The sequence below is a fragment of the Pantoea sp. EKM103V genome (assembly GCF_011800365.1).
Lineage (GTDB): Bacteria > Pseudomonadota > Gammaproteobacteria > Enterobacterales > Enterobacteriaceae > Pantoea > Pantoea anthophila.
On the sequence record NZ_JAALFQ010000006.1, the window covers coordinates 48,385 to 75,121 of the forward strand.

25 protein-coding genes are annotated in these 26,737 nt (G+C 57.3%); 13 read left to right on the top strand and 12 right to left on the bottom strand.

The genetic code is table 11. The annotated features are described in order from the left end of the window. Positions 1-2: 2 nt before the first annotated feature. Entirely contained in the window at positions 3-503 is a 501-nt protein-coding gene (locus tag HFD97_RS13635; protein WP_167432131.1) for a GNAT family N-acetyltransferase, read from the top strand. 35 nt (positions 504-538) lie between these two features. Here HFD97_RS13635 and HFD97_RS13640 read toward each other — a convergent pair whose 3' ends face one another. From HFD97_RS13640 to HFD97_RS13655, 4 genes are all read right to left on the bottom strand, one after another. After that, positions 539-1,456, bottom strand: a complete 918-nt coding sequence (locus HFD97_RS13640; protein WP_058956922.1) for a sugar ABC transporter substrate-binding protein — start codon at positions 1,454-1,456, stop codon at positions 539-541. Between the two features lie 223 nt (positions 1,457-1,679). Further along, complete coding sequence (locus HFD97_RS13645) at positions 1,680-2,066, bottom strand: hypothetical protein (protein ID WP_244319811.1); 387 nt, start codon at positions 2,064-2,066, stop codon at positions 1,680-1,682. Positions 2,067-2,159: 93 nt separating this feature from the next. Further along, positions 2,160-2,549, bottom strand: coding sequence for a hypothetical protein (locus HFD97_RS13650; protein WP_167432130.1), 390 nt, complete (start codon positions 2,547-2,549; stop codon positions 2,160-2,162). Next, positions 2,539-3,549: a hypothetical protein gene (locus HFD97_RS13655; RefSeq protein ID WP_167432129.1), complete on the bottom strand. Its 1,011-nt coding sequence runs from the start codon at positions 3,547-3,549 to the stop codon at positions 2,539-2,541. The genes HFD97_RS13650 and HFD97_RS13655 overlap by 11 nt, the downstream gene beginning before the upstream one ends. A gap of 436 nt (positions 3,550-3,985) precedes the next feature. Here HFD97_RS13655 and HFD97_RS13660 point away from each other — a divergent pair, with 436 nt between their 5' ends. The 7 genes from HFD97_RS13660 to HFD97_RS13690 all read left to right on the top strand — a co-directional run bounded on the left by HFD97_RS13660 (position 3,986) and on the right by HFD97_RS13690 (position 12,918). Continuing rightward, positions 3,986-5,152: an HD-GYP domain-containing protein gene (locus HFD97_RS13660; protein WP_009087920.1), complete on the top strand. Its 1,167-nt coding sequence runs from the start codon at positions 3,986-3,988 to the stop codon at positions 5,150-5,152. Positions 5,153-5,260: 108 nt separating this feature from the next. Further along, a complete protein-coding gene (gene kdpF / locus HFD97_RS13665) occupies positions 5,261-5,350 on the top strand; it encodes a K(+)-transporting ATPase subunit F (RefSeq protein WP_009087918.1) in 90 nt (29 codons plus the stop codon). After that, entirely contained in the window at positions 5,350-7,038 is a 1,689-nt protein-coding gene (kdpA, locus tag HFD97_RS13670; protein ID WP_046100787.1) for a potassium-transporting ATPase subunit KdpA, read from the top strand. The genes kdpF and kdpA overlap by 1 nt, the downstream gene beginning before the upstream one ends. Then, a complete protein-coding gene (gene kdpB / locus HFD97_RS13675; protein ID WP_009087915.1) occupies positions 7,035-9,083 on the top strand; it encodes a potassium-transporting ATPase subunit KdpB in 2,049 nt (682 codons plus the stop codon). Before kdpA ends, kdpB begins: the two co-directional genes overlap by 4 nt. A 10-nt stretch (positions 9,084-9,093) precedes the next feature. Then, on the top strand, positions 9,094-9,660 hold the full coding sequence (gene kdpC, locus HFD97_RS13680; protein WP_167432128.1) for a potassium-transporting ATPase subunit KdpC: 567 nt from the start codon (positions 9,094-9,096) through the stop codon (positions 9,658-9,660). A 30-nt stretch (positions 9,661-9,690) separates the two neighbouring features. Continuing rightward, complete coding sequence (gene kdpD / locus HFD97_RS13685; RefSeq protein WP_167432127.1) at positions 9,691-12,366, top strand: two-component system sensor histidine kinase KdpD; 2,676 nt, start codon at positions 9,691-9,693, stop codon at positions 12,364-12,366. Positions 12,367-12,420: 54 nt separating this feature from the next. Then, positions 12,421-12,918, top strand: coding sequence for a TIGR00645 family protein (locus HFD97_RS13690; protein ID WP_009087908.1), 498 nt, complete (start codon positions 12,421-12,423; stop codon positions 12,916-12,918). Positions 12,919-13,011: 93 nt separating this feature from the next. Here HFD97_RS13690 and HFD97_RS13695 read toward each other — a convergent pair whose 3' ends face one another. Further along, positions 13,012-13,968 (bottom strand): LysR family transcriptional regulator, encoded by a 957-nt coding sequence (locus HFD97_RS13695; protein ID WP_167432126.1) that lies wholly within the window; start codon positions 13,966-13,968, stop codon positions 13,012-13,014. Positions 13,969-14,061: 93 nt separating this feature from the next. On the opposite strand from HFD97_RS13695, the gene HFD97_RS13700 reads away from it, so the two are divergent. From HFD97_RS13700 to HFD97_RS13715, 4 genes are all read left to right on the top strand, one after another. Beyond that, a complete protein-coding gene (locus HFD97_RS13700; RefSeq protein WP_009087904.1) occupies positions 14,062-15,264 on the top strand; it encodes an MFS transporter in 1,203 nt (400 codons plus the stop codon). Between the two features lie 62 nt (positions 15,265-15,326). Continuing rightward, positions 15,327-16,673, top strand: coding sequence for a sodium:proton antiporter (locus tag HFD97_RS13705; protein ID WP_167432125.1), 1,347 nt, complete (start codon positions 15,327-15,329; stop codon positions 16,671-16,673). A 22-nt stretch (positions 16,674-16,695) separates the two neighbouring features. Next, on the top strand, positions 16,696-17,040 hold the full coding sequence (locus HFD97_RS13710; protein ID WP_009087900.1) for a hypothetical protein: 345 nt from the start codon (positions 16,696-16,698) through the stop codon (positions 17,038-17,040). Positions 17,041-17,207: 167 nt separating this feature from the next. Beyond that, positions 17,208-18,125, top strand: coding sequence for an alpha/beta hydrolase (locus HFD97_RS13715; protein WP_033736095.1), 918 nt, complete (start codon positions 17,208-17,210; stop codon positions 18,123-18,125). 103 nt (positions 18,126-18,228) lie between these two features. Here HFD97_RS13715 and HFD97_RS13720 read toward each other — a convergent pair whose 3' ends face one another. From HFD97_RS13720 to HFD97_RS13750, 7 genes are all read right to left on the bottom strand, one after another. Further along, a complete protein-coding gene (locus tag HFD97_RS13720) occupies positions 18,229-19,308 on the bottom strand; it encodes a porin (protein WP_167432124.1) in 1,080 nt (359 codons plus the stop codon). A 198-nt stretch (positions 19,309-19,506) separates the two neighbouring features. After that, positions 19,507-20,253 carry a glycerophosphodiester phosphodiesterase family protein gene (locus tag HFD97_RS13725; protein ID WP_167432123.1) on the bottom strand — a complete coding sequence of 249 codons (747 nt, stop codon included), beginning with the start codon at positions 20,251-20,253 and terminating at the stop codon, positions 19,507-19,509. 37 nt (positions 20,254-20,290) lie between these two features. After that, positions 20,291-21,394 carry an extracellular solute-binding protein gene (locus HFD97_RS13730; protein ID WP_140029777.1) on the bottom strand — a complete coding sequence of 368 codons (1,104 nt, stop codon included), beginning with the start codon at positions 21,392-21,394 and terminating at the stop codon, positions 20,291-20,293. A gap of 31 nt (positions 21,395-21,425) precedes the next feature. After that, a complete protein-coding gene (locus tag HFD97_RS13735; RefSeq protein WP_140925612.1) occupies positions 21,426-22,262 on the bottom strand; it encodes an ABC transporter permease in 837 nt (278 codons plus the stop codon). Next, positions 22,262-23,128, bottom strand: a complete 867-nt coding sequence (locus HFD97_RS13740) for an ABC transporter permease (protein WP_140925613.1) — start codon at positions 23,126-23,128, stop codon at positions 22,262-22,264. The genes HFD97_RS13735 and HFD97_RS13740 overlap by 1 nt, the downstream gene beginning before the upstream one ends. Continuing rightward, positions 23,125-24,225 (bottom strand): ABC transporter ATP-binding protein, encoded by a 1,101-nt coding sequence (locus HFD97_RS13745; RefSeq protein WP_058956937.1) that lies wholly within the window; start codon positions 24,223-24,225, stop codon positions 23,125-23,127. Before HFD97_RS13745 ends, HFD97_RS13740 begins: the two co-directional genes overlap by 4 nt. Before the next feature lie 281 nt (positions 24,226-24,506). After that, entirely contained in the window at positions 24,507-25,280 is a 774-nt protein-coding gene (locus tag HFD97_RS13750) for an inositol monophosphatase family protein (protein ID WP_167432122.1), read from the bottom strand. Positions 25,281-25,580: 300 nt separating this feature from the next. Between HFD97_RS13750 and HFD97_RS13755 the strand changes: the two genes are divergently transcribed. Further along, positions 25,581-26,711, top strand: coding sequence for an ROK family transcriptional regulator (locus HFD97_RS13755; protein ID WP_167432121.1), 1,131 nt, complete (start codon positions 25,581-25,583; stop codon positions 26,709-26,711). Positions 26,712-26,737 lie beyond the last annotated feature (26 nt).

A 26,737-nucleotide genomic window follows, 5' to 3' on the forward strand; every position in this document is an offset into this window, starting at 1 on the left:
ATATGGAAATTGTCATACGGGCACGGGAACCGCAGGATGCTGCCGCCTATCAGCGGCTTTACAGTCACCCCGATGTTTACCCCTGGACACTGCAACTGCCGTTTCCCAGCGTCGCCCTCTGGGAGAAAAAATTCGCCAGGATGGATGCAGAGGGTTTTGTTGCGTTTGTCGCCGAAATCGACGGCGTGCTGGCCGGTGAGCTGACGCTGTTCGTTGACAATAAGCCGCGCACCCGCCACTGCATCAGCTTTGGGCTGGGGGTACATCCTGACTTTGCCGGACGCGGCGTCGGTGAGCGTCTGATCCGCACCGCGATGAACTATGCCCGCAACTGGCTGGGGATCACCCGGATGGAGCTGGAGGTGTTTCACGACAACGAACGAGCGCTGCGGCTCTACCAGCGACTGGGCTTTGAACGGGAAGGGATGAAGCGCCAGGCTGCCCTGCGTGACGGGCAGCTGCGCGATGTCGTGATGATGGCGAAGCTGCTGAACGACGCGTAATAAACGGCGCGGTCACGCGGCCGCGCCAGTCTGCGTCACGGGTTCTTCGTGCTGTATTGCTGCATATTCTGCTGCGTAACCAGCTCAAACGGGATCCACTGATGGGACGCTACCTTCTGGCCTTTAATCATCTGCTGCGCCACCTCAACCGATTTTCTGCCCTGACCCACGGCATCCTGGAAAACCGTGACCGCCAGTTTGCCGCTCGCCAGCGCTTTCAGGCCATCCGGCGTGGCATCAATACCGCCCACCAGAATGGTTTTCTTCGGCTTCGCCTGCGCGATCGCCATAGTGGCACCAATCGCCATTTCATCGTTGTTGGCGGCGACAATATCGATATCTTCGCCGTTCGACAGCCAGCTGAGCATTAAATCCATTCCCTCGTTGCGCGCATAGTTGGCGGTCTGTTTCAGCACCACTTTCATCCCGGGATACTTTGCGACCACCTGCTCCACATCCCGGGTGCGCTGCAACGCACCCGCATCGCTGAGATTACCGATCATAATGGCGACCCGGCCGCGATAGCCGGCCTGTTTTGCCAGCGCCTCCATCTGCAGCGTGCCCGATTCGCGCTCATCTGAGCCGACAAACACCACGCCCGGAGGCAGGGTTTTATCGCCCGGCGTGCGGTTAACGTAAACCAGCGGAATGTGAGCCTGCTGCGCCAGGCGGGTCAGGGCAGGGGTGCTGGCGGAGTCGACCGGATCGACGATAATCGCATCCACTCCGGCGCTGATAAAGCTCTGCACCTGATCGGTCTGACGGCCCACATCGCCGCGCGCATCTTCAAACTGCGCATCCAGCTTTTGCGCTTTTGCCTCCTTGTCGATCGCCTGGCGGATAAGGGTGAGAAAGTTCTGGTCGAAATAGGCCATCGACACGCCAATTTTCTCTGCCAGCGCCGACGTGGAAAGAGCGAGCAGACAGAGAATTGCCCATGCACATTTTTTCATTGCGGACTCCCGAGGTTAACCGGATGGAATGGATTTTTCATTTATTCTGAGAATGGACAAATAAGCTCATTTGCAGCTTATGAAGGAGAGTCAGGTTTGACAACTGCCTCTTTTCACTCTTGCTGGCGCCGCCACACTTTGCCGGAAAAGTGTGGCGTTATTGCTGCGCGCACTGCGGCAGAGAGACAGGATTTTCGCGCTTTTGTGCAGCGCCCTGTCTGAATTAAGGCAGCAGCAGACTCAACATTCCGGCAGCAACAAAAAACGCCGTCGCGGTAACCCACAGGTAATAGAAAAAGATCATCCAGGCCTGGAGGTTTACATCAGGTTCATCGAAGAAAGAGCAGGCAGGATCATCATGACGCATAAATAAGATTCTTTTTTTATGCGATAGCCTGATAAAAAAGCGTATCACTATAACAGCACCAAAAAATCCCGTCATATGATGAAACGAGGCCGGAGCAGGAAAAAGATATTTTTCTTTATACCGTGCTATCAGATAATAATATTCTTCTCTTTTTAAGAGAAAAAAAATTAAAGAAAGCAATATCATTGCACTGCCTGATAATGCAAAAAAGAGTCCCATTTCCGCTATTATTTTATTTGTCATTATAAAATGATTAACCACTTCTCGGAGCCTCTGTCTGCTGTGCCTTCCCCGGCAGGCGCTGCGCAGGGAGTTACGCTGACGCCAGCATGGGCTTTAAGGCAAAAGCAGACCAAAAACAGCGAACAGGATATAACATGCCGTAGCGGCAAACCACAGCAGCGAATAAAGTTTCATCCAGGAATGAATCTGATGTTTTTTGTCATCAAAAAAGGCATAACCGGGGTCGTTAAGGGAAATAAATCGTATTTTCTTTCTTTGGCTTAATTTTATGAAAAATCGTAAAAGCGGAAACACGCCGAAAAATCCCATCGTGTAATAAAAGACGCAGGGGCCAGGCAAGGTATATTTTTCCCGATAAGAGGAAACAAGACCATAATAATCCTGTCTTTTGATCAAAAACAGAACAAGCGACAGCACCAGAAGGCAGCAGCCCAGCCCACCAAAAAATAACGCTGTATCAGCCAGTAATGCGTTAGTTATCATAATATTCTATTACTTTCTTAAATATAGCATCTACGCCTGAGCCGACAGCATATCCACCAGCAACAGATCCTACAACTGCACATGCAACACCACCTGCCCCTGCTGTCGCTATTCCAATAGCTGCACAACCAGCTAGCGCAACAGAACTACCCCATACACCTCCGAGCATTCCACCACCTGTGGCAAGGGCAAATTTTGAATAATCTTTGACAGCAATATTTCCACATTCTCCTTCACGCCCTTTGCTGCAGGAATCAACCACATCATTAGTCGTTCCTGCAAAGGCAAATCCAATACCGATAAGTCCACCCATCTTTAAAAAACGCGCCGCTCTGGCCGCATTGCCGACATAGTATGAATATCCCGGAATGCCTCCTATACCAGCGGTGGACCACTCGTGGACAATCGAACGGCTGGAAAGATTTAATGCGCGCTTCATGTTTTCATATTGTCTGAATTTAATGGTATATCTCGCAAGGGATTTTAACAGCGGCTTATTAACCAGCTCTTTTAGCTGATGCAGTAACTGATTACGTTCAACGAAGAACTGCTGGCCGATTAACGATCCCTGCGTGCGATATTGATTCTGATAGCTGGCCTCGATTTTTCTCAGGATCTGTTCGATAGCATTAAAATATTTTTCACCTGCATCCCCCGCAGTGCTGAAGATCTTGTCTCCGGCACCTGTCAACGCAGCGATCATTCCATAATGTTTTTGCATAAAACTGGCATCATCGCCGTTTACACCAACGAATGCTGAATTGGTCTTATTCTTAGCCTGCCGGAGGGTTGCCAGCATCTGCCTTGTAAGCGAATCTGGCGTGTCAGGATCAGCCACAATGAGGATTTGTCCAGGTTTGAGATAGGGTGTATCCGCATTAAGTGTCATAAACAGACTGGTAGCCGGTGAACGGATATCTCTGAATAGCTCCCGCGCCTGATATTCCAGTGTTCCAGGGTGTTCCACCACGCAATATCCGGGGGCCAGGTTATGTGCCATGCTTCCATTCTCCGCCGTTCAAAACAGGGTTAAGAATATCCTTTTAGTACCAATTATATTCAAGAGATTTGCGTGATAAATCGAAATAATCCTACTCAATTCTTGCAAAAGTTACGTGGTGTGTGATGCATTCTTAATTGATACGGATACATAATTTTTCTAAGAATTCACCCTTACAATTATGCCATTCGTTAAGAATAGCAGGGCAGGCTGAACCATTCGGCGCCTGTATGGAAGTGCTAAATCTGACCTGAATGATTACGCGTTTTATCTGCCTGGTACGAATCCGGGCATTGACCTGTCGTTCTGTTTGAGCGCAATCGCCTCTCCTCTGACCACTCCCCTGAACGCCGCCGCCGCACAAAACAGCCTGAAGAAAATTTGTCCAGCTGCCGATATCACCTTATCTCCCTCGCTGAGCTTAAGGAGTGATAGCGTGATAAAGCTGATTACCATTGATGAACTGCGCCCGGGGATGTTTATCCACAAGCTGGAAGTCTGGTGGATCAAAGACCAGCGCATTCGTAATGAGATGCTGATCGCCGATCCACGACAAATTGCCCTGTTACGCAGTGAAGGGATCCGCCAGCTCTGGATCGATCTCGATCGTTCAGTACAGGCCCCGATCGCCACCGTGGTCGCGAAAAAAACCATTGGTCGCACCCCCTTTTTTCAGGAACTCGATCAGGCCCAGCAGATCTTCCAGCAGGGCAAACCGAAAGTCCTGGCGATGTTCAACGAAGCGCGGCTGGGTAACGGCCTGAAGCTCGACTATATGATGAATCTGGTGGATGAAATCGCCGGATCGATCACGCGTGAACCTTCCGCCATGCTGAGCGTGGCGCGGCTGAAGAATCATGATGACTATACCTACCTGCACTCCATGGCGGTCTGCGGGCTGATGATTGCGCTGGGTAAAACACTCGGGCTGAACGACCAGCAGCTGCGGCGGGTGGGCATGGGCGGTTTACTGCATGATGTCGGTAAAGCGGCCGTGCCGCTGGCGATCCTCAACAAAGCCGGCAAACTGACTGACGAAGAGTTCAGGGTGATGCGCGAGCATCCGGTGGTTGGCACGCAGATGCTGATAGAAGCTGACGCCGATGACGATCTGCTGGATATCGCCCTGCATCATCATGAGAAATATGATGGCAGCGGCTACCCGCACGGCCTGAAAGGGGAGGCGATTTCGCTCTATGCCCGCATGGCGGCGGTGTGTGACGTCTATGATGCCGTGACCTCAACCCGTGCCTATCGCAACGGCTGGACGCCTGCTGAAGCGATGCATCAGATGCTGAGCTGGCGCGGCCATTTTGACCCCGGCCTGCTGCACACCTTTGTGCGTACCATCGGCATCTATCCGGTGGGATCGCTGGTGCGTCTCGCCTCCGGCCGGGTGGCGCTGGTGGTCAGAGCGGGTGAAAAGTCGCTGATGCGTCCCTGTGTGCATGTGTTCTGGTCGCTGCACGCCCAGCGCGAAGTCAAACCGGAGGAGCTCGACCTTGGCGACAGTTTCTGCACTGACAGCATTGTCGGCGCAGAGGACAGCACGCTGTGGGGTAATGTCGATCTTAATCGTATCTGGGCGCTGGAAGTCGCCTGATATTTCGCCATTTTTACACTATTTTTACGCCCGCCCGCTGCATTTTAACCCCTTCTTTATACGCCTCCGCGCAAGCTATGCCCTAAATCCAAACCTCTGGAGGTTCCTGTGAGCGTGGGCGTAATAACCGGCATTCTGCTGGTGGTGTTGTTACTGGGCTATCTGATCTATGCCCTGTTAAATGCGGAGGCCTTCTGATGGCGGCCAATGCTTTCTTACTTATCGCCGTTTATCTGCTGCTGCTGATGGTGCTGGCGCAGCCGCTCGGCCGGGGTCTGGCGTCGTTAGTGGCGGATAAACCAGTGTTTGCCCGCCTTGAAGCGCCGCTGTGGCGACTGCTGGGGGCGCAGCAATCTGACATGCGCTGGCCGCACTATCTGCTGGCGATTCTGCTGTTTAATGCGCTGGGTTTTGTCGTGCTGCTGGCGATTCTGCTGATGCAGGGGGCGCTGCCGCTCAATCCACAGCAGCTGCCTGGCCTGAGCTGGCATCTGGCGCTCAACACCGCCATCAGCTTTGTTACCAACACTAACTGGCAGTCCTACAGCGGTGAGAGCACCCTGAGCTATTTCAGTCAGATGGTGGGCCTGACGGTGCAGAACTTCCTCTCTGCCGCGACCGGCATTGCGGTGGCATTTGCCCTGATCCGTGGCTTCGCGAATCGCAGCATCGCCACGCTGGGCAACGCCTGGCGCGACCTGACGCGCATCACGCTCTACGTCTTACTGCCCATCAGCCTGCTGATGGCGCTGTTCTTTGTCAGTCAGGGCAGCATTCAGAACGTCCTGCCTTATCACAGCCTCTCCACGCTGGAAGGCGCGCAGCAGACGCTGTCGATGGGGCCGGTGGCGTCGCAGGAGGCGATCAAAATGCTGGGCACCAACGGTGGCGGCTTCTTTAACGCCAACTCCGCCCATCCGTTTGAAAACCCGAATGTGCTTACCAACTTCGTGCAGATGCTGAGCATCTTCCTGATCCCGGCGGCGCTCTGCTTCGCGTTTGGCGAAAGCGTGCGTGACCGTCGTCAGGGCCACATGCTGCTGTGGGCGATGACGCTGATGTTTGTGGCGGCGGTGGCGGTGGTGATGTGGGCCGAACTGCAGGGCAACCCGCACTTCCTCCAGCTGGGGGCTGACAGCGCCGTCAATATGGAAGGCAAAGAGACGCGCTTTGGCATTCTTAACAGCAGCCTGTTCGCCGTGATCACGACGGCAGCCTCGTGCGGTGCGGTCAATGCCATGCACGACTCCTTTACCGCGCTGGGCGGGATGGTGCCGATGTGGCTGATGCAGCTGGGCGAAGTGGTGTTCGGCGGTGTCGGAGCCGGCCTGTACGGCATGCTGCTGTTTGTGCTGCTGGCGGTGTTTATCGCCGGGCTGATGATTGGCCGCACGCCGGAGTTTCTGGGTAAAAAAGTCGATGTCTGGGAGATGAAAATGACCGCCCTGGCGATTCTGGTCACCCCGGCGCTGGTGCTGATCGGCACCGCTCTGGCGATGATGACCGACGCCGGACGCAGCGCTATGGCAAACCCGGGCATTCACGGCTTTAGCGAAGTGCTTTACGCCGTCTCATCCGCGGCCAACAACAACGGCAGTGCCTTTGCCGGACTCAGCGCCAACACGCCGTTCTGGAACCTGTTACTGGCCGTCTGCATGCTGCTGGGCCGCTTCGGCATCATCATTCCGGTGATGGCGATTGCCGGGGCGATGGCGGCGAAAAAAGTGCAGCCGGTGGGCAATGGCACGCTGCCTACCCACGGCCCGCTGTTTATCGCACTGCTGATCGGTACGGTGCTGCTGGTCGGCGCACTGACCTTTATTCCTGCTCTGGCGCTGGGCCCGGTGGCTGAGCATCTGCAACTTGTTCAGGGACAATCCTCATGAGTCGTCAACAACAGGCGTTATTTGACGCAGCGCTACTGCGCACCTCAGCCTGGGATGCGGTGAAAAAGCTCGATCCCCGGGTGCAGTTCCGTAACCCGGTGATGTTTGTGGTCTACCTCGGCAGCATCCTGACCTCGCTGCTGGCGCTGGCGATGCTGGCGGGCCGGATCGACGGCAGCGCCAGTTTTACCGGAGCGATTGCGCTCTGGCTCTGGTTTACCGTGCTGTTCGCCAATCTGGCGGAGGCGCTGGCAGAGGGGCGCAGTAAAGCCCAGGCGAGCAGCCTGAAAGGGGTGAAAAAGACCAGCTTTGCCAAAAAACTGTCAGCGGCGCGCTATGGCGCAGAGTGGCAGCAGGTGGCCGCCGATCAGCTGCGCAAAGGCGACGCGGTGCTGGTAGAAGCGGGCGACATCATTCCCTGCGACGGTGAAGTGCTGGAGGGCGGGGCCTCGGTGGATGAGAGCGCCATTACCGGCGAGTCCGCCCCGGTGATCCGCGAGTCGGGCGGGGACTTTGCCTCCGTGACCGGCGGGACCCGCATTCTCTCTGACTGGCTGGTGATCACCTGCAGCGCCAACCCGGGTGAAACCTTCCTCGACCGGATGATCGCCATGGTGGAAGGCGCGAAGCGTCGCAAAACGCCAAACGAGATTGCCCTGACCATCCTGCTGGTTTCGCTGACCATCGTCTTCCTGCTGGCGACCGTGACGCTCTGGCCTTTCTCGGCCTGGGGCGGAACGCCGGTCAGCGTTACGGTGCTGGTGGCGCTGCTGGTCTGTCTGATCCCGACCACGATTGGTGGCCTGCTGTCAGCGATTGGGGTGGCGGGGATGAGCCGGATGCTGGGAGCTAACGTCATCGCCACCAGCGGCCGTGCCGTCGAGGCCGCAGGCGATGTGGATGTGCTGATGCTGGATAAAACCGGCACCATCACCCTGGGTAACCGTCAGGCGACGCAGTTCCTGCCCGCGCCGGGCGTCAGCGAGGAGCAGCTGGCCGACGCGGCGCAGCTGGCGTCGCTGGCCGATGAGACGCCGGAGGGCCGCAGCATCGTGGTGCTGGCTAAACAGCAGTTTAACCTGCGTGAACGCGATCTCAGCAGCATGGGGGCTACCTTTATTCCCTTCTCGGCGCAGACCCGCATGAGCGGCGTCAACGTGCAGGACCGGCTGATCCGTAAAGGGGCGGTGGATGCGGTGCGTCGCCACATCGAAGCCAGTCATGGCCGTTTCCCGGCCGAGGTGAATGCCCAGGTCGAAGAGGTGGCGCGCACCGGGGGCACCCCGCTGGTCGTCGCCGAGGGCGCAAACGTGCTGGGCGTGGTGGCGCTGAAGGATATCGTAAAAGGCGGCATCAAAGAGCGCTTTGCCGAGCTGCGCAAGATGGGCATCAAAACCGTGATGATCACCGGCGATAACCCGCTGACGGCGGCAGCGATTGCGGCGGAAGCGGGCGTGGATGATTTTCTCTCTGAGGCGACGCCGGAAGCGAAGCTGGCGCTGATCCGCCAGTATCAGGCGGAAGGGCGTCTGGTCGCGATGACCGGCGACGGCACCAACGATGCGCCTGCGCTGGCACAGGCCGATGTGGCGGTGGCGATGAACTCCGGTACGCAGGCGGCGAAAGAGGCGGGCAACATGGTCGACCTCGACTCGAACCCGACCAAGCTGCTGGAAGTGGTGCACATCGGTAAACAGATGCTGATGACGCGCGGTTCGCTGACCACCTTCAGTATCGCCAACGACGTGGCGAAATATTTTGCGATCATCCCGGCGGCGTTTGCGGCGACCTATCCACAGCTCAACATGCTCAACGTCATGCAGCTGCACTCGCCCGCCAGCGCAATCCTCTCAGCGGTGATCTTCAACGCTCTGGTGATTGTCTTTCTGATCCCGCTGGCCCTGAAAGGCGTCAGCTACCGGCCACTGAGTGCCGCTGCGCTGCTGCGCCGCAACCTGCTGATTTATGGGCTGGGCGGCCTGCTGGTGCCGTTTGCCGGCATCAAAGCTATCGATCTGCTGTTAGTGTTATCAGGCATGGCCTGAGGAGCAAAAAATGAGTCAGTTACGTCCGGCAATTTTACTGTTGTTACTGCTTACCCTGGTCACCGGCGTGGTTTATCCTTTCCTCACGACCAGCCTGGCGCAGTGGCTGTTTCCGGCGCAGGCGAATGGATCGCTGCTGGAGGAGGATGGCGTGGTGCGCGGATCCGCGCTGATTGGCCAGAACTTCACGCAGCCCGGTTATTTCTGGGGCCGCCCTTCAGCCACCAGCGACAAACCCGATAATCCGCTGGCCTCAGGGGGCAGCAATCTGGCAGCCAGTAACCCGGCGCTGGACAAAGCCGTCGCGGAGCGCGTCGCGGCGCTGCGGGCCGCCAATCCGCAGGCGCCCGCCGCGGTGCCGGTTGAGCTGGTCACCACCTCAGCCAGCGGGCTGGACCCGGATATCTCGACTGACGCCGCGTTATGGCAGGCGCCGCGCATCGCCGCCAGCCGTAAGCTGCCGTTAGCGCAGGTCGAGGCGCTGATCGACCGGCAGACGCACCGTCCGCTGATGCCATTCCTCGGCTCGCCGACGGTCAATGTGCTGCAGCTCAATATGGCGCTCAACGATCTGTAAGGGTGTTTCTGTTATGCCATTAAGGAAGCTATGAATCACGAACCCCAGCGTCCCGATCCCGACGCGCTGCTGCAGGCTAACCGCGAAACCCATCGCGGGCAGCTGAAAATCTACTTTGGTGCCTGTGCCGGTGTGGGCAAAACCTACGCCATGCTGCAGGAGGCGCAGCGGCTGCGCGCGCAGGGTCTGGATGTGCTGATCGGCGTGGTGGAGACCCATGAACGGCCGGAAACCGCGCAGCTGCTGACGGGATTACCCCTGTTGCCGCGTCGTGCGACCGGTCGCTCGCGTCATGCGGAGTTCGATCTCGATGCGGCACTGGCTCGCCATCCGGCGGTGATCCTGATGGATGAGCTGGCGCACACCAACGTGCAGGGCTCGCGCCATCCCAAGCGCTGGCAGGACATCGAAGAGCTGCTTGAAGCGGGCATCGACGTGCTGACCACCGTCAACGTGCAGCATCTTGAGAGCCTCAACGATGTGGTCGGGGGCGTCACCGGCATTCAGGTGCGCGAAACCGTGCCCGATCCCTTTTTCGACAGCGCCGATGAGGTGGTGCTGGTCGATCTGCCGCCCGACGATCTGCGTCAGCGGCTGAAAGAGGGCAAGGTCTACATCGGTGACCGGGCAGAGCGCGCCATCGAAAACTTTTTCCGCAAAGGTAACCTGTTCGCGCTGCGTGAGCTGGCCCTGCGCCGCACCGCCGATCGGGTGGATGACCAGATGCGCGCCTGGCGCGATCAGCAGGGGCGGGATCGCGTCTGGCACACCCGCGACGCCATTCTGCTCTGCATCGGCGACGACAGCGGCAGTGAGAAGCTGGTGCGTACGGCCGCCCGGCTGGCGGCGCGGCTCGGCAGTGAATGGCATGCGGTCTATGTTGAAACGCCCCGTCTTCACCGGCTGCCGGAAGGACGGCGACGGGCGATTCTGCGCACGCTGCAGCTGGCGCAGGAGCTGGGGGCGGAAACCGCCACCCTCTCCGAGCCGGATGAAGCCGAAGCGGTGCTGGGCTACGCGCGCGAACATAATCTGGGCAAAATCGTCACCGGCCGCCGTCCGCTGCGGCGCTGGCGGCGTGACAGTTTTGCCGAGCGGCTCGGCCAGCTGGGGCCGGATCTCGACCTGCTGGTGGTGGCGCTGGATGAACCGCTGAAGGATGCGCCGCATCCGCTGCCGGATGGCCGCCCGACCAGCGATAAATGGCGGGTTCAGCTGCGTGGCGTGATGATGGCGCTGGTGCTCTGCATCGCCGTTACCGCCGCCGGGCAGTCGGTGCTGATCAACTTCGATCCCGCCAACTGCGTGATGATCTACCTGCTGGCGGTGGTGATCGTGGCGCTGCGCTACGGGCGCTGGCCGTCGGTGATCGCCACGGTGATGAATATCGTCGCCTTCGACCTCTTCTTTGTGGCCCCCACCGGCACGGTGGCGGTCTCCGACCTGCAATATCTGGTCACCTTTGGTGTGATGCTGGCGGTCGGGGTCATCGTCGGCAACCTCACGGCGGGCGTCCGCTATCAGGCGCGGGTGGCACGCTACCGCGAACAGCGTGCGCGACAGCTCTATGAGATGGCGAAATCGCTGGGCAGCGCCTTAACGCCGCAGGATATCGCGGCGACCAGCCAGCGGGTGCTGGATGCCACCCTGCAGGCGCGCTGCCTGCTGCTGCTGCCGGATGAGCAGGGCGAACTGCAGCCGGTCGGTGAGGGGTTACCGGCCAGCGAACCGGACCGCGCTATCGCGAAGTGGAGCTACAGCAAAGGCCAGCCGGCGGGAGCGGGCACCGATACGTTACCGGCGGTGCCTTATCAGATCCTGCCGCTGAAAAGCGGCGGGCACTGCCGGGGCCTGCTGGTGGTGGAGCCGCAGAATCTGCGTCAGCTGATGATCCCTGAACAGCAGCGGCTGGTGGAAACCTTTACGGTGCTGATTGCTAACGCGCTGGAGCGGATGGCGCTGTCGCACAGCGAGGCGGCATCGCGGCTCTCGGCCGAGCGGGAACAGCTGCGCAATGCGCTGCTGTCCGCCCTGTCACACGATCTGCGCACCCCGCTGACCGTGCTGTTTGGTCAGGCGGAAATGCTGATGCTCGACCTGGCCAGCGACAACTCAAAATATGTGCCGCAGGCCAGCCAGATCCGCGAGCAGACGCTGAGTACCATCCGGCTGGTCAGCAATATGCTGGATATGGCGCGCATTCAGTCGGGCGGCCTCAATCTGCGTGAAGAGTGGCTGGCGCTGGAGGAGGTGATTGGCGGGGCGCTGAGCAGCATGGCGCCGTCGCTGAAAGGACATGAGGTGCAGCTCGACCTGCCGGACGATATCGTGCTGATCAAAGGCGACAGCACACTGCTGGAGCGGGTCTTCACTAACCTGATTGAAAACAGCCTGAAGTATGCCGGTAACTGTGCGCCGCGCGGCATCCGGGCGTGGCGTGCCGCAAACCGGCTGGAGATCTCCGTCTGGGATGGCGGGCCGGGCATTGCTGAAGGGGACTTAAGCCGGATATTCGATAAGTTTTCGCGCGGTGATAAGGAGTCTGCCGTACCGGGCGTCGGGCTGGGGCTGGCGATCTGTAAAACCATCATTGAGAGCCACGGCGGCCAGATCTGGGCGGAGAATCGGACCGAAGGCGGCGCGGCCTTTCGTCTCTCGCTTCCCCTGCCGCCGGTTCCGGAAATTTCTGACGACGAGCTGAAATAACTTCACAGTGAATCGGTTATACTCCCGGACCTGTCTGATTACGTGTGGGATTGTATGGAACGTTTTACCGAAAACCTGATGTATGCATCGCGCTGGTTGCTGGCCCCGGTTTACATTGGACTTTCGCTGGGATTGCTGGCGCTGACGATTAAATTTTTCCAGGAAATAGTCCACCTGCTGCCCAACATTTTCAGCATTGCGGAAAACGATCTGATCCTGCTGCTGCTGTCGCTGGTCGATATGACGCTGGTTGGCGGTCTGCTGGTGATGGTGATGCTGTCAGGCTATGAGAACTTTATCTCGAAGCTCGATATCGACGAAGACAAAGAGAAGCTGAGCTGGCTGGGCAAGATGGACTCCGGCTCACTGAAGAACAAAGTGGCCGCCTCTATCGTCGCCATCTCTTCGATTCACCTGCTGCGGGTGTTTATGGAAGCGCGCAACGTCGATAATGATAAGCTGATGTGGTACGTGATTATCCACCTGACCTTCGTGCTCTCCGCCTTTGTCATGGGCTGGCTCGATAAGCTGTCACGCTACGATAAAAAGTAACGCATTCCCTTTCCGGCGCGCCGCTGATGCGGGCGCCTGCTCTGCCTCCTCCTCCCGCGTCTCCCTGCCCAAATCCGCTAGCTGTCTCCGTCGTTACTCCGCCTTGTCTGAGCGGGCCGGTTGTGAGGCCGGACGGGTGCCGGTCAGCTGCGGCATCACCTCTTTGATCATGGCAAAGAAGTGTTGCAGCCTGGCCGGGTAGTAACTCGCCCACGGATAGGTCAGCCACACCGGCAGCGGCGGGGCCTGCCACGCGGGCATCAGCTGAATCAGTTTGCCCTCCGCCAGATCGTCCTGCACCGCCCACGATGAGACAATCGCCGCCCCCATGCCGGCCAGTGCCGCTTTACGCACGGCGTAAAGGCTGTCGCTGCTCAGCCGCGGCATAATCGGCAGGTTCAGCGGCTGGCCGTCATCTATTTTCTGCAACGCCACTTCATTACGGTAGAAGCTGGTGAGCGCCAGCCACGGCAGATCGCCCAGCTGTTCCACCCGCTCAATCGGCGGAAACTGGTCCAGCAGGCGCGGCGCCGCCACCACGAAACGCGGCACTTCTGCCAGCAGGACCGCCACGACCGACGGATCGCTGGGCGCGCCGACCTGAATGGCACAGTCCACATTCTCCGCGATGAAGTCGGGTGTGCGGTCATTCAGCATCCACTCTATATTGAGTCGGGGATAGCGGTGCAGATAGTCCACCAGGGGATCGATCAGCTGATCCTGACCAAAGGCGTGCGGGGCGCGAACCCGCAGCGTGCCGATGGGATCGTCACTGGCCCCGGTCAGCTCATCTTCCAGCGCATGCCACGTGGCCAGCAGCTGCCGCGCCTGGGCGTAGCAGCGTTCGCCATCATCGGTGAGCTTCAGCGCATGGGTCGTGCGCAGAATGAGCTTCAGCCCCAGCCGCTGCTCCAGGATTTGCAGCCGCCGGCTGACGGTAGGCTGGGTGGTGCCGAGCTGTGCCGCAGCGGCGGAGAGGCTGCCGCTCTCAACAATACGGATAAAAGTCTGCATCAGTTCGATGCGGTCACTGCCACTGGAATGATTCATACGCTCCACGCATAACGGTTTTGCCTGACGTCAGTCTACCGCGTATAACCGCAATGCGCTTAAATAGCGGCACGAAATGATGAGGATGACACCATGTCAGCAATAGAAAACCCAACCCGAAACGAACCGCTCTCCGCTCCGCTGGTCTTCACCCTGGCCGCCGGGGCCGGGCTCAGCGTGGCGTCGATTTACTACAGTCAGCCGATGCTGGATATCATCAGTAAACAGTTCAGTGCGGGGATCGGCGCGGTCGGCATGGTGCCGATGCTGACGCAGGCGGGCTATGCGCTGGGCATCCTGCTGCTGGCCCCGCTGGGCGATCGCCATGACCGGCGCACGATTATCTTTATCAAGGGCCTGCTGCTGGTCGCCGCACTGCTGCTGTGTGGCTTTTCCGCGGGGCTCAGCGCGCTGCTGATCGCCAGCTTTGTGACCGGCCTGACCGCCACCGTGGCGCAGGATATTGTCCCGGCGTCGGCGGCGCTGGCTCCGGAACGCAGCCGGGGTAAAACGGTCGGCACGGTGATGACCGGCCTGCTGGTGGGGATTCTGCTGTCGCGGGTCGTCAGTGGCGTGGTGGCGGAGTATTTCGGCTGGCGCACCATGTATCTGATTGCGGCGCTGTCGGTGCTGCTGATTACGCTGACGCTCAGACGGGTGCTGCCACGCTTTACGCCGGGCACCACCGTAAGCTATCCGCGCCTGTTGCTGTCGCTGGTGCATCTGTGGCGTCACCACCAGACGCTGCGCCGCGCCGCCCTGGCTCAGGGACTGCTGTCGGTAGGCTTCAGCGCCTTCTGGTCGACGCTGGCGTTAATGCTCAGCGATCGCTTTCATCTGGACAGCGCCGTGGCCGGGGCCTTTGGCTTAGCCGGGGCGGCGGGGGCGATGGCGGCCCCGCTGGCGGGCAGTTTTGCCGATCGCATCGGCCCGGCGCGGGTCACCCAGGCCGGTGCCGCCCTGGTGACGCTCTCTTTTGCGCTGATGTTCCTGCTGCCCGTGCTGCCTGTCCCGGCGCAGCTGGCGCTGATTGTGATCTGTACCATCGGCTTTGATCTGGGCGTGCAGGCCACGCTGGTCGCGCACCAGACGCTGGTCTATGGCCTGGCACCTGAAGCACGCAGTCGCCTCAATGCGCTGCTGTTCACCGTGGTGTTTATCGGTATGGCCAGCGGGGCGGCACTGGGCAGCCTGGCGCTGGCGCACTGGGGCTGGAATGGGGTGGTTGCGCTCTCTACTTTAGCCGGGGCGGCCGCGCTGGCGGTGCGCTTCGCCAGTCGCCACCTGAAAAACTGATCGTCTCGCCCTTCAAAAAATGTGCCAGGCTTATTGATAAACCTGAAATAAGCTGGAGCATTATGAACTTTTTAGCCTGGACAGCAGCGACGGGCGGCCTTCTGCTGCTGATGTCGCTGGCTTCCGGTTGGATTCACCGGGGGCCAGTCACCTCATTTGGTCTGTTTCTTATCGCGGGCATACTGTGCGGCCCGTGGGCGTTTGATGTGATCCACATCGATATCGTCACCCATTCCGAAGCCGTGGCCCACATTACCGAAATCACCATGGCCGCCTCGCTGTTTATCACCGGACTCAAGCTGCGTCTGCCGTTACAGAATAACTGCTGGCACACCGGGCTGAAACTCGCCTTTCCCGCCATGCTGCTGACCGTGGCGGCAATGACCCTGCTGGCCCATTTCCTGGTGGGATTAGACTGGCCGGTTGCGCTGGCGTTTGGTGCCATTGTCGCGCCGACGGACCCGGTGCTGGCCAGCCTCATCTCGGTAAACGATGCGCAGGATGATGACTCGCTGCGGGTGGCGATCTCCAGCGAAGCGGGCATGAACGACGGCTCCGCGCTGCCGCTGCTGGTGCTGGCGCTGCTGCTGTTCAATGGCGAGAGCCTGAGCGGGGGGATGCTGGCTCACTGGAGCGCGGTCGAGGTGATCTGGGCGATTGGCGCCGGGCTGCTTATCGGCTTTGTCATGGGGCAGATGATCGGTGTGCTGACGACCCGGTTGCGCAATGCCAACGGCGATGTGGCCCCCAACGATTTTCTCGCGCTGGCGCTGATCGCGCTGAGTTATTCGCTGGTGGAGTGGCTGGGGGCCTCCGGCTTCCTGGCCGCCTTTGCCGCCGGACTGGGGCTACGCCGCGCCGAGCTGGGGGTGTTTCGCCGTCATCAGCCGGAGGATCTCTCTGATGATGAACGCGTCCTCCCCTCTGAGGCGCTGGTCAATCCCAATAAGCGGCTGGCGCACCAGGGCAATAACAATATGGTGAAGTCGATTGGGTTTGTAGTAGGCGACGCCCTCTCTTTTGGCGATACTATTGAACGTCTGCTGGCGGCTGGCATGATGGTGGTGCTGGGCGTGACGCTGGCACAGCACTGGAATATCTACGGCGTGCTGCTGGGCCTGGTGCTGTTTGTGGTGGTGCGTCCGCTGGCCGTCTGGCTGGTCACGCTGCGCGCCGGGCTGCCGCTGGGTCAGCGTCTGCTGATTGGCTGGCTGGGCATCCGCGGAATCGGCAGCCTGAACTATATTGCCTATGCCTGGACGCACGGCATGGAAGGCCCGCAGATGGAAATCATGACGAATATGGCGTTAACGCTGGTGGTCTGTAGCGTGGTTGTCCACGGCACCACCGTGTCGCCGCTGCTGAACTGGCGTCAGAAGCGCATCGAAGCCCTTCAGCGCAAAGTTTAATCCGAACAAACAGGAGTGAAGAATGAAAGTAACCCAGATTATCCTGCTGAGCCTGCTCGCCTCCGGCAGCGCGCTGGCGGCGGACGACGCTGACACCGAACAGAATGTCTACGCCAGTCAGCTGTGTCACATCGTCAGCAGTGAAAAAAAGGTCGCCAGCGCGGATCAGTATGTGGAGCAGATGAAATCTGACGTGGCGCGCAGTAAATCCTCATCGGCGATGAATCAGCCCGAATTTGATGAAGAATCGGCGCGGGAAGTCGCCAGTGCCTGGCTGCAGCTGGGTGACGATGAACGCGCCAAACTGCGCGTCAACGAACAGCAGTGTGAGCAGGCTGTGATGGCGCAGTTCCAGCAGGAAGATTAACCGGGCCGCACGGTATAAAACGCGCCTGCGGGGCGCGTTTTTTTATGGCTTTTCACCCGGCATTGCGTACATAATCGCCAGCGTCTGGCACCAGACTTGCATCTGTTGATTCTTTTGCAGCACACCGCAACGGTCTGCTCTCTTACTGGCATCACTTAACAGGCACTATGATTACGCGTCGACGCTTTATTCTCGGCACGGGAGCGCTTGGGCTCTCCATGACCACCGGCAAATTATTTGCCCGCGATGACATTATTCCCCTCTGGCCGGACGACCCGCCCGGCGGCGGTGGCCCGTCGGGCCAGCTGCACATTAACAGCAGCGGTTCGTGGTCCAATATCGTCAGCCCGGCGATCCAGCGTTTCAAACCGGAAAATCCCAACGGCGAAGCGGTGCTGATCGCCGCAGGCGGCGGCTATCGCTGGATCGGCATGGGGCGCGAAGCCTGGCCGGTGGCGCGCTGGCTGAACGCCAATGGCTACACCGCCTACGTGCTCAGCTACCGGCTGCCGCATGAGAAGTGGCAGGCGGGGCGGCTGGCTCCGCTGCAGGATGCGCAGCGTGCTATCCGGCTGGTGCGATCGTTTGAGCGCAGGGTGCATGTGCTGGGCTTCTCGGCCGGTGGCCATCTGCTGGGGCTGGCGGCGGCGCGCCCGGACTTTGAATCCTATCCGGCCATCGACCCGCTGGATGAAGTGGTGCCCGCCGTCGACAGCGTGGGCCTGATCTATCCGGTCATTACCCTGGAAGCGCCCTATCAGCACACCAGCACGCATCTGATGATGGTCGGCAAAAATGCCACCCCACAGGATGAGGCAAACTGGTCAGTGCAGAACTTTGTGACCCGGCGCTATCCGCCAACCTTCCTGGCGCAGGCGGAAGACGATCACACCTCCAACCCGTTTAACACCGAGCTGATGCGCGACACCTGTCGGCGTAATCGCGTGCCGGTTGAGCTGATTCAGATCAGCAAAGGCGGGCATGGGTTTGGTCTGGGCAAAGCGGGAACGCCGGCGGCGTTGTGGGATCAGGCCTATGTTAAGTGGCTGGAAACCCCTCATCAGGCTGCGTCCCCGGCCCTGTAATGATTCCCCCTGCGGCTGACGTAAAAAAGCTGGCATGAGCCAGCCTCGCTAAGTGCGCGTTGTCAGGTATGAAGCCATGCTGCACAAAACAGGAGCAGCCGGGTCAGAACTGATAGGTCAGGCCCAGACCGATACTGTTTTTCGTCGTAATACCGGTGGCACGCGTAAAGTCGTTGTCCTTCAGCAGGTTAATGCGGTAGTCCACGTAGGTCAGCATGTTCTTGTTGAAATAGAAATAGGTGCCCACCGCAATATATTTCTGCATCGTCTGGCTGCCTCCGGCAAAATTCCCTGCGCCCTGCAGGTTTTCGCCACGCTGCATGACAAAACCGACAGAAGGGCGCAGACCGTTCAGGAACTGGTACTGCGCAATCGCCTCAACGTTATGGGTTTTGTCGGCGACCCGTGCCAGCTGTCCATAAGGCGTAACGTCACTGGCTTCGCCATACATGGCGGCCAGATAGAGCTGGCTGGCATCATATTTTGCAGAGGTGACCCAGGCGGTGGCATCGTCTCCCTGACCGTCAGCTTGCTGGATCAGCGTCCGTTTTGCTTTCATCCCTGCCGCCGCAATGCTCAGCCCATCGGTAATGCTGTAAGTCACGCCAGCACCGTAGCCATCCCCGTTAGCCACTTTAGCGGTGGCGCGGTCATTTTTTCCCTGATACTGCAGGGTCAGCTTTAACCCACCCCACGCCGGAGAGTGCCAGGTCGCGAGGCCGGTTGAGCGTTTTGACAGGAAGTTATCGTTGGTAGTCATGGTGCCGGAACCGTAGACCGGTGCCATATCCGTATAGGCAGAGGCAACGTACAGCACCCCAAAGCTACGGCCATAATCGAACGAGCCGAAGTCGGCCAGTTTCAGACCGGCAAACCCTAAACGTGTGGCATTACCCGTTTGCGCGTCGCTACCGCCTTCACTGTGATTCAGCGGGAAGTTATATTCCCATTGACCATAACCGCTAAGCCGATCGTTAATTTGCGTCTCACCTTTAAAACCCAGGCGTGCATAAGAGTTGTCGCCATCTTCTGCAATATTATCTGAGAAAACATGACGCGCATCGACTTTACCGTACAGGTCGAGTTTATTTCCATCTTTATTATAAATCTCAGCGGAGTATGCAGAAAATGAGGCCAGAAAACAGATTGCATACGGCGCGGCGGCTTTTATTTTATTGTGCATATCATCTACCCTTATCCGTTAACTTAAGCATGAGGAGGTGACCGCTCAGAGCGGCATTTATTTCACTATGACTCTCGTCTTCCAGAATGGCTAAATAATAAAGGCGTTATAGCGGCCATAAAAGTAATGGCCATTTTTATAATGAATTTCCCTGGTGTTACGGGTTTCTGGCTGAGAACGTCCTGAACAATTTTTTATTCAGAATGCTAAGTCGGGTATATCGCTTAATACCGTTTGCGCACCCGCATCAATATATTTTCTGGCAAGAACCGGGTCATTGATCGTGGCAATCGCAAATTCAATACCTGAACGAGCCAGTCGCGTCAGATCTTCGTCCGTCGCGAAATCACCCAGGAAATGCAGGATCTGGCAACCCGTTCTGGCGAGGAGCGCCTCGGGGTCTTTGGGCGGGACGCAAACTGCCAGGCCGCGCGGGACGTCAGGCATAAGCTGTGCGGCAACCTGCAGCGAAATCTCCGAGAAGCTGCTGATAAAGAGCTTCTTCTCACCTGCAGGCCACAGTGACTTCAGTTGAGCGATAGCAATCTCCGCCGTTTCCACTTCCTGCCCGGAGGTGGGTTTGATCTCCAGTTGCAGCCCGACGCCTTTATCCAGAACAAACGCCACTGTTTCAGCCAGCGTCGGCACTTTCACGCCTCTGAAAAGGTGGCCATAACACACGCCAGCCTCCAGCGATCGGATCTCATCCAGGGTTAAGTTCGCCACATAGCCTTTGCCATTTGTGGTCCGGTCCACGGAATCGTCATGAATGATGACCGGGTGTCTGTCTTTGGTGAGTTTGACATCCACCTCTATCCACGTCGCTCTGCGTTCAACAGCCGCCTGAAACGAAGGCAGCGTGTTTTCCGGTGCCAGCAGCGGTGCTCCCCGATGGGCAATCAGGCGGGCATTCACTACGCGTGCAGGGGTTTTTTTTGTCGACATTCCTGGCTTTACCTTCTGTTAGGGTTTTATCGCAGGTCTACCTGAGCAAAACCTGGTTAGAGAATTCGGTTCTGACTTCATCACCCAGCGGTTTAGGCATGAACTGGGTGCCATGAACGCGCTCTTTGCTGTCGATCAGCCCGGCATCACGATTCACTTCTCTGTTCTGCGGCGTAATGCCATAAACCTGCTGGAACAGCCGCTGGGTAGTGGGCAGCGTCAGCCAGTGGATAAACAGCAACGCTGCCGCTTTATGGGGGGCATTTTGCGGTATCGCCACCATATTTCCGCCGCCGGGCATGCCGAAATCGGGGACATAGAGCCGGATGGTTTTCGGGACTTCACCGTGGTTTTCTAATCCCACCAGGTAATCTTCCCAGGCGGGAACCAGCAGGAATTCACCGCTGACCAGTCGGGTGACGCTGTCGGCGTTGGAGGCCGTAATGATGTAGTTGGGACGCTGCTGTCTGAACCAGTTCCAGGCGGGCTGCAGAGCCGTCAGGCTTTTTACATCCGCGTCGCCTTTGGTGAAATCAAAACCCGGCACCTGCGTGCGCGTCACCGATTCAATAAAGGCCGGGCCGGAACCGCCGTTTTCAACGTTAAAGCCAAATTCCTGAGGATGAGCCTGCAGGAAGGCCGTGAGCTGCGGCAAAGTTCGCGGCAACTCACTTTCTTTCAGGCGGCGCGAATCGTAGGCCAGACCGGTCTGGTTGCCCCAGAATGCCACGCCATAGCCTTTACTGTCCGTTCCCTCAATGGTGTAGTTCAGGGTTTTGCCTTCCGGCAGCAGTCTGTTAATCGGGCCAAAAAACGTCTGCTCAGGCGAGACGGTTCCGAATGCGCCCCCGCCAATCGAAAACAGATCGATATCGCCCGTTTCCCGTCCGCGGTCAGCCATGAGCTTATTAATGTTGCCCTGAAGTGTGCCTTCAGACAGGGTAACGTTAATGCCGTACTGTTTTTCAAACAGGCTGACCTGCTCTTTTAACCGATCCTGGTAATACCATTGATACCAGGTCAGTTTCCCCTCCTTTTTCGCCTGTCCGACAATCTGTTCCCAGTTCATTGTGTTTAAATCCTGAGCCGGGCTACAGAAAGCCCCGGCCAGCAATAATATTGCAGCAGCGAGTCTGAACATATGTTTCCCCAATAACGCGTATTAAAGAGTGTCAGCCTTTTCCCGCAAAGGAGGCGACAGGATTTTTTGTCAGTAATTTTTCTGCAATCAACATTAAAATGACATTCGGTACAACCAGCATTAAAGAAATGACCGCCGCATTGGGTCGGATAAAGTTATAACCCAGATAAGAATAGAGAATGGCAGGGACGGTAATAAAATCGGGTGAGCCCACAATAAAACTTATGGCGAACTCTTCTATGGATAATGTAAAGACAATAATTAATGCGGCAAATATTCCTGGTCTGAGGGTGGGCAGGCAGGCCACTAAAAACCGGTTCATCGCCGAAGCGCCCATATCTCGTGCCGCATCGAGCGTGTCCTGGCGTATCTGCGAAAACGACAGGGTCAGAATGCGCACGGCATAAGGCATCAGGATAATCATATGCCCCAGCAAAATGCCGCCAAACCGGCTGTGAATGCCCACTACGTTGAGCAACATGGAAAAAAACAGCGCGACGACAAAGCCCGGAACGATAAGCGGCAATAAGATCGCATTCTGTAAAAGGTGTTTGCCCGTAAACGACATTCTGCCAAACGCCCACGCGGCAGGCAGAGACAACATCAGCGTACAGACGGAGACGGCTGCCGCCAGTAAATAGCTGTTCCTGAGCGCCTGCGGTAACGCGGTCGTAGTCCAGACCTCTACCCAGCGTCCCAGTGAGAGAACCGGCGGCAGGGCATCTGGCCATGCCCACGGATGGGTTTTATCGACCAGGGACCACAGCACGGTCAGCATAAAGGGAATAACCAGCCACAGCATAAACAGGGCGGCGATAAGGGTCATCATGACGATACGCAGCGGGGATAAGGTCTCTCTGGCTCTCATTATCTCTGTTCTCCGGCTTGTTGCAGCCACTTCGCCAGGGCGGCAAGCACGACTGCACCGACAAAAGCCGCCAGCATTAAAATCACCGCGACAACGGCCGCAAGATTCCAGCCCTGTGCGCTGATTTCAGGGAAGCGCAGCATGTATTGCGAAAGAGAGAATACGCTGGTTGGCCCCGCAACGACCTGGAAGGAAAAGTCACCCAGGGCGCCGATGAAGATCAGCACCAGCGATACCTGAACGGATCTGACAGATAAGGGCAGGATGATCTGTAACAACCGGGCACGCTTGCCGGCACCTAAATCCCGCGCGGCATTGAAAATTTCATCGCCAATCGCGCGCAGGCTGCCGGTCATGATCAGCAGCGCATAGGGAAGCTGTTTCCAGACCTGCAAAATAATCACGCCAATGCCCCAGCGGTCATTCTGCATTCTGATGGGATGAGAGAGGATCCCCAGCCGGACCAGGCCCAGGTTAATAAAGCCCTGCCAGGAAATCAGGTTGATAAACAGCAGCGCAGCCACCAGCCCGTGTACCATCAGCGGGGCTTTGAGTAAGCCGCTCATCAGCATTGAGCCGGGGAAAGGCTTTCTCAGCCAGAGTGCCAGCGGAAGCGCCAGGGCAACGGACAGTACCGCACTGATCACGCCGATTCTGAGCGAGTAGCCTGTCGCGCGCCACAGCTGGCTGTCATTCAGAATGGTTTGCCAGTAGTGAAGCGTAAAGCGCGCCGGGGCGCCAAAATTAAACAGGCCAACGGATTGCGCCAGTGCCATGATCACAATCAGCATCAGCGTGATGACGACCGGCGCGACCGCAGGCAGAACCAGCAACCAGCAGAGCCTGTTCCGGGTGCGCGTTTTCATGAATAGCTTTCCCGTAAAAAGCGGATCTTGTCTGGCGGAAGAGAGAAATTAACGTTGTCCCCTTCGCGGATGGCGCTTTTACCGACCAGCTGGATGCACCACTGATATTCCGTTTCTTCATGGCCCAGCGGATGAACCTGGAGTTCAGAAAGGTTGCCCAGAAAACTCACCGCGCCGATTTCAAAGGCCCGCGTATTTTTTCCGGCACGCTGTTCGCTGAGTACGGCATCCTCAGGGCGCCAGAAGGTATAGACCTCGTCCGATACGGGCGGTACAGGGCTATGGATTTCCATTTCGCCCAGTACGCACGCAATGCGATAAATACCGGTGCTGCTGTCGCTCTCCAGTACGCGGGCTTTCATAACGTTAGCCTGACCGACGAAACCGGCGACAAAGCGGTTTACCGGGGAATAGTAGATCTCATCCGGCGTTCCGGTTTGCTCAATCTTTCCGGCATTCATGACCACCACAATGTCAGACATCGACAGGGCTTCTGCGCGGTCGTGGGTAACATAGATGGCGGTAAACCCATGGACGCGCTGAAGCTGTCTGATCTCCAGTCGTACCTTGTCGCGTAATCTGGCATCCAGATTTGACAGCGGCTCATCAAACAACACGATTTCCGGACGCACGGCCAGCGCTCTGGCCAGCGCGACACGCTGCTGCTGACCGCCGGATAACTGCGCTGGCAGTTTAGATAAATGGGCATTTAACGAAACCTGCGCGGCGGTCTGCGCGACGCGAACGTGAATGTCTGTTTTTTCCATCTTCCTTTGCCTGAGGCCGAACCCGATATTTTCAGCAACGGAGAGGTGAGGAAACAGCGCATAGGACTGGAAGCACATCGCCGTATCGCGATGTTCAGGTTTGACATGATGCATGTCCTGCTGGTGGATCAGGACGTTGCCACTATCAAGCGTGTAGAAGCCGGCAATAACTTTAAGCAGCGTGGTTTTGCCACAGCCAGAGGGGCCAAGCAGGGAAACAAATTGCCCTTTTCTGGCCTGCAGTGAAATGCCGTTCAGCGCGACAAAATCGTCGAACGTCAGCATGGCATTGTGAATTTCTAGCGTGTTCACGTTGAGCGGCTCCGTCATAGAGTGCCAGGGACTTTTAATTAATGCGAGGCGCATAATAATTAGGCGTATCGGAGTTAAGCAATTTCAGGCAGGTTAAGAATTTATTAACTTTTTAAAACCTAGATATAACAGTTGAGTAGGCGTTTACTTTAGAATCGTACGTTTAACACCCTAATCATTTTCATGCATTGTGATTAATATTCGGGGCAGAGGGCCGGGTGAACGTGCATAGCGGGCAGGACAGCGGGGAAAGGCTGTCCTGAAATGCCGTGATGAGGTAAGCCGGAGGCGATGCGTGGTCAGGCGGGCGTAAAACGCGGGTAAGGGATAAACCGGGAGGAAAGGCGATTCATTTCGGCTGTCCCGACACTAACATGTGTTCTGCTCTTTTCCTCTGAACCGGCAAGATGCGCATCCAGTCCCGCTGCTTTACAGAGCGCATAGCCCGCAGAAACGTTACACATGCTGCTAAAACATTCCTGATAACCGTCGACGTAACCCAGCACGCTAAAGGTTAAACCTGCGGTGGTACAGCGATAGCGCACCACATTCCAGCCGTCGTCCCGATACGCCTTTTCAATACAGAGCTGATGGGTGAAATCCCATGATGGACTGTCGCCAATCGCCACGGTTTTCAGCGCTTCAGCGACCACAGGACGTTGAAAGGGTTCGCCATTCAGATAAAGCCCTGTCTCCTTGCCGCCGCTCAGCATGAGGTTTAAAGCCGGATGGACGATCACGCCCATCACCGGCTCGCCATCGATCACATAGCCAACAGAAATCCCCCACAGGGATGAGCCGCGCAGGAAGTGACTCGTACCATCAATCGGATCAACAGACCAGTAGCTGGCGCCGGGCTCACCACCATGCTCTTCCCCGATAACTGATTCCTGTGGGAAGTGATGTTCCAGGCGCTGCCGAATCAGATTTTCCACTTCCCGATTGGCTTCACTGAAGAGATCCTGCGGCCTTTTTTCGCCGATCTCTGACTCACTTAGCCGTCTGAAATAGTCCAGAGCCAAAAGCGAGGCCTCCTGCGCGATGCGTTCAGCAACCTTTAAGCGCGTTTCCATTGTTCACCTGATGCACAGAAAAAAGTGTGTAAATGAAGGCAGAGCCCTGTGCACGGTGAAAGTGCCAGTCCGTACATAAGGCACGTTTTTAATATCATGCTCATTGCATGATATTGAAGTCTCCCCTCGTAATGTTTCACTATTATGACGCTTTTATGATCGTGTAAGGCAGGGCAGGATAGGCTGAATATCGGCACATTTAACGAAAATGCCAGGGCAGGGTCTTTAACTATTCGCTATGCATAAAAGCATGCTAGGTTGTTAACAGAAGGCATGATTAAACAGGGTGAGGAGAACGCTGTGGTTTATGGATATTCCGCTGGTCATGAAGTCGAACTTAATCGCAGTGAAAAACTCATTCTTGAGCTTGTCCGCCGCAACGATGGCATTTCCCGCTCCTCGCTGGTTTCGCAAACCATTCTGAACCAGTCATCTGTTCACCGCATTGTTGATACGCTGACCGAAAACGGCTTTCTCAGCCTGGGGGAATCGCCCTCCCAGGGAAGAGGCAAGCCCAGCCCGTCGTTATCCCTCAATGCGAACGCGCGTTATGGTTACGGCATCTCGATTAACTCAGACAGCGTGGCCGCCAGCCTGATTAATTTCCGGGGCGGCATTACAGAATACTGCGTACTGGATACGCACCCGCGCGATCCTGCCCGGACCTTACTGAATATCAGACATCACTATCTGGATACCTTAAAACAATATGGTATTTCGCCAGAAAAAGTCTGTGGGGTGGGATACAGCATGGCGGGCTTTCTTTATGAATCACGAAAGTATTTTAATCCGCCTGAACCTTTAAAAGCGTGGATGGGCATCGATCTGCATCGTGAAATTTCCATGTTATTTGATCGACCGGTATGGATTGAAAATAACGCCACAACGGCGGCGCACGCTGAAGCCTTTTTAGGCGCCGGGCTGAAATACGATACGTTTGGCTATCTCTCTTTTAATTATGGTTTTGGCGGTGGCATCGTGATTAACGGCAAACCGTTCCAGGGGGCATTCGGGAATGCGGGGGAGATCAGCCGTATTTTTACGCCGGAAGAGGGCAAGCTACGCCCGGCCCTGGGGATCCTGATCGATCGGTTACGTGATGGCGGTATTGAAATCAGAGATATACGCGATCTCAATGATAAATTCGATCCGGCCTGGCCGATTGCGCAACAGTGGGTAGAAGACGTAACGCCAAATCTGCATCGGGCAATGGATGCCATGAATGCGGTGATCGATCCCGGCGCCATCATATTAGGGGGTGAAATTCCCCGTCAGCTGGGCGAGATGTTTTTAGCCATGCCGCGCACGAGTTCGGGTGAACGCTGGGGCATTTCTGCGGAATATCCGGATATTCTGCTCAGCGCCATTGAGGGGGACAGCTCGGCACTGGGTGCGGCATTAACGCCGTTGCGGGAAACCTATTTTAAGTAAAGCCGCTACCCGCAGAGCAACGTGTC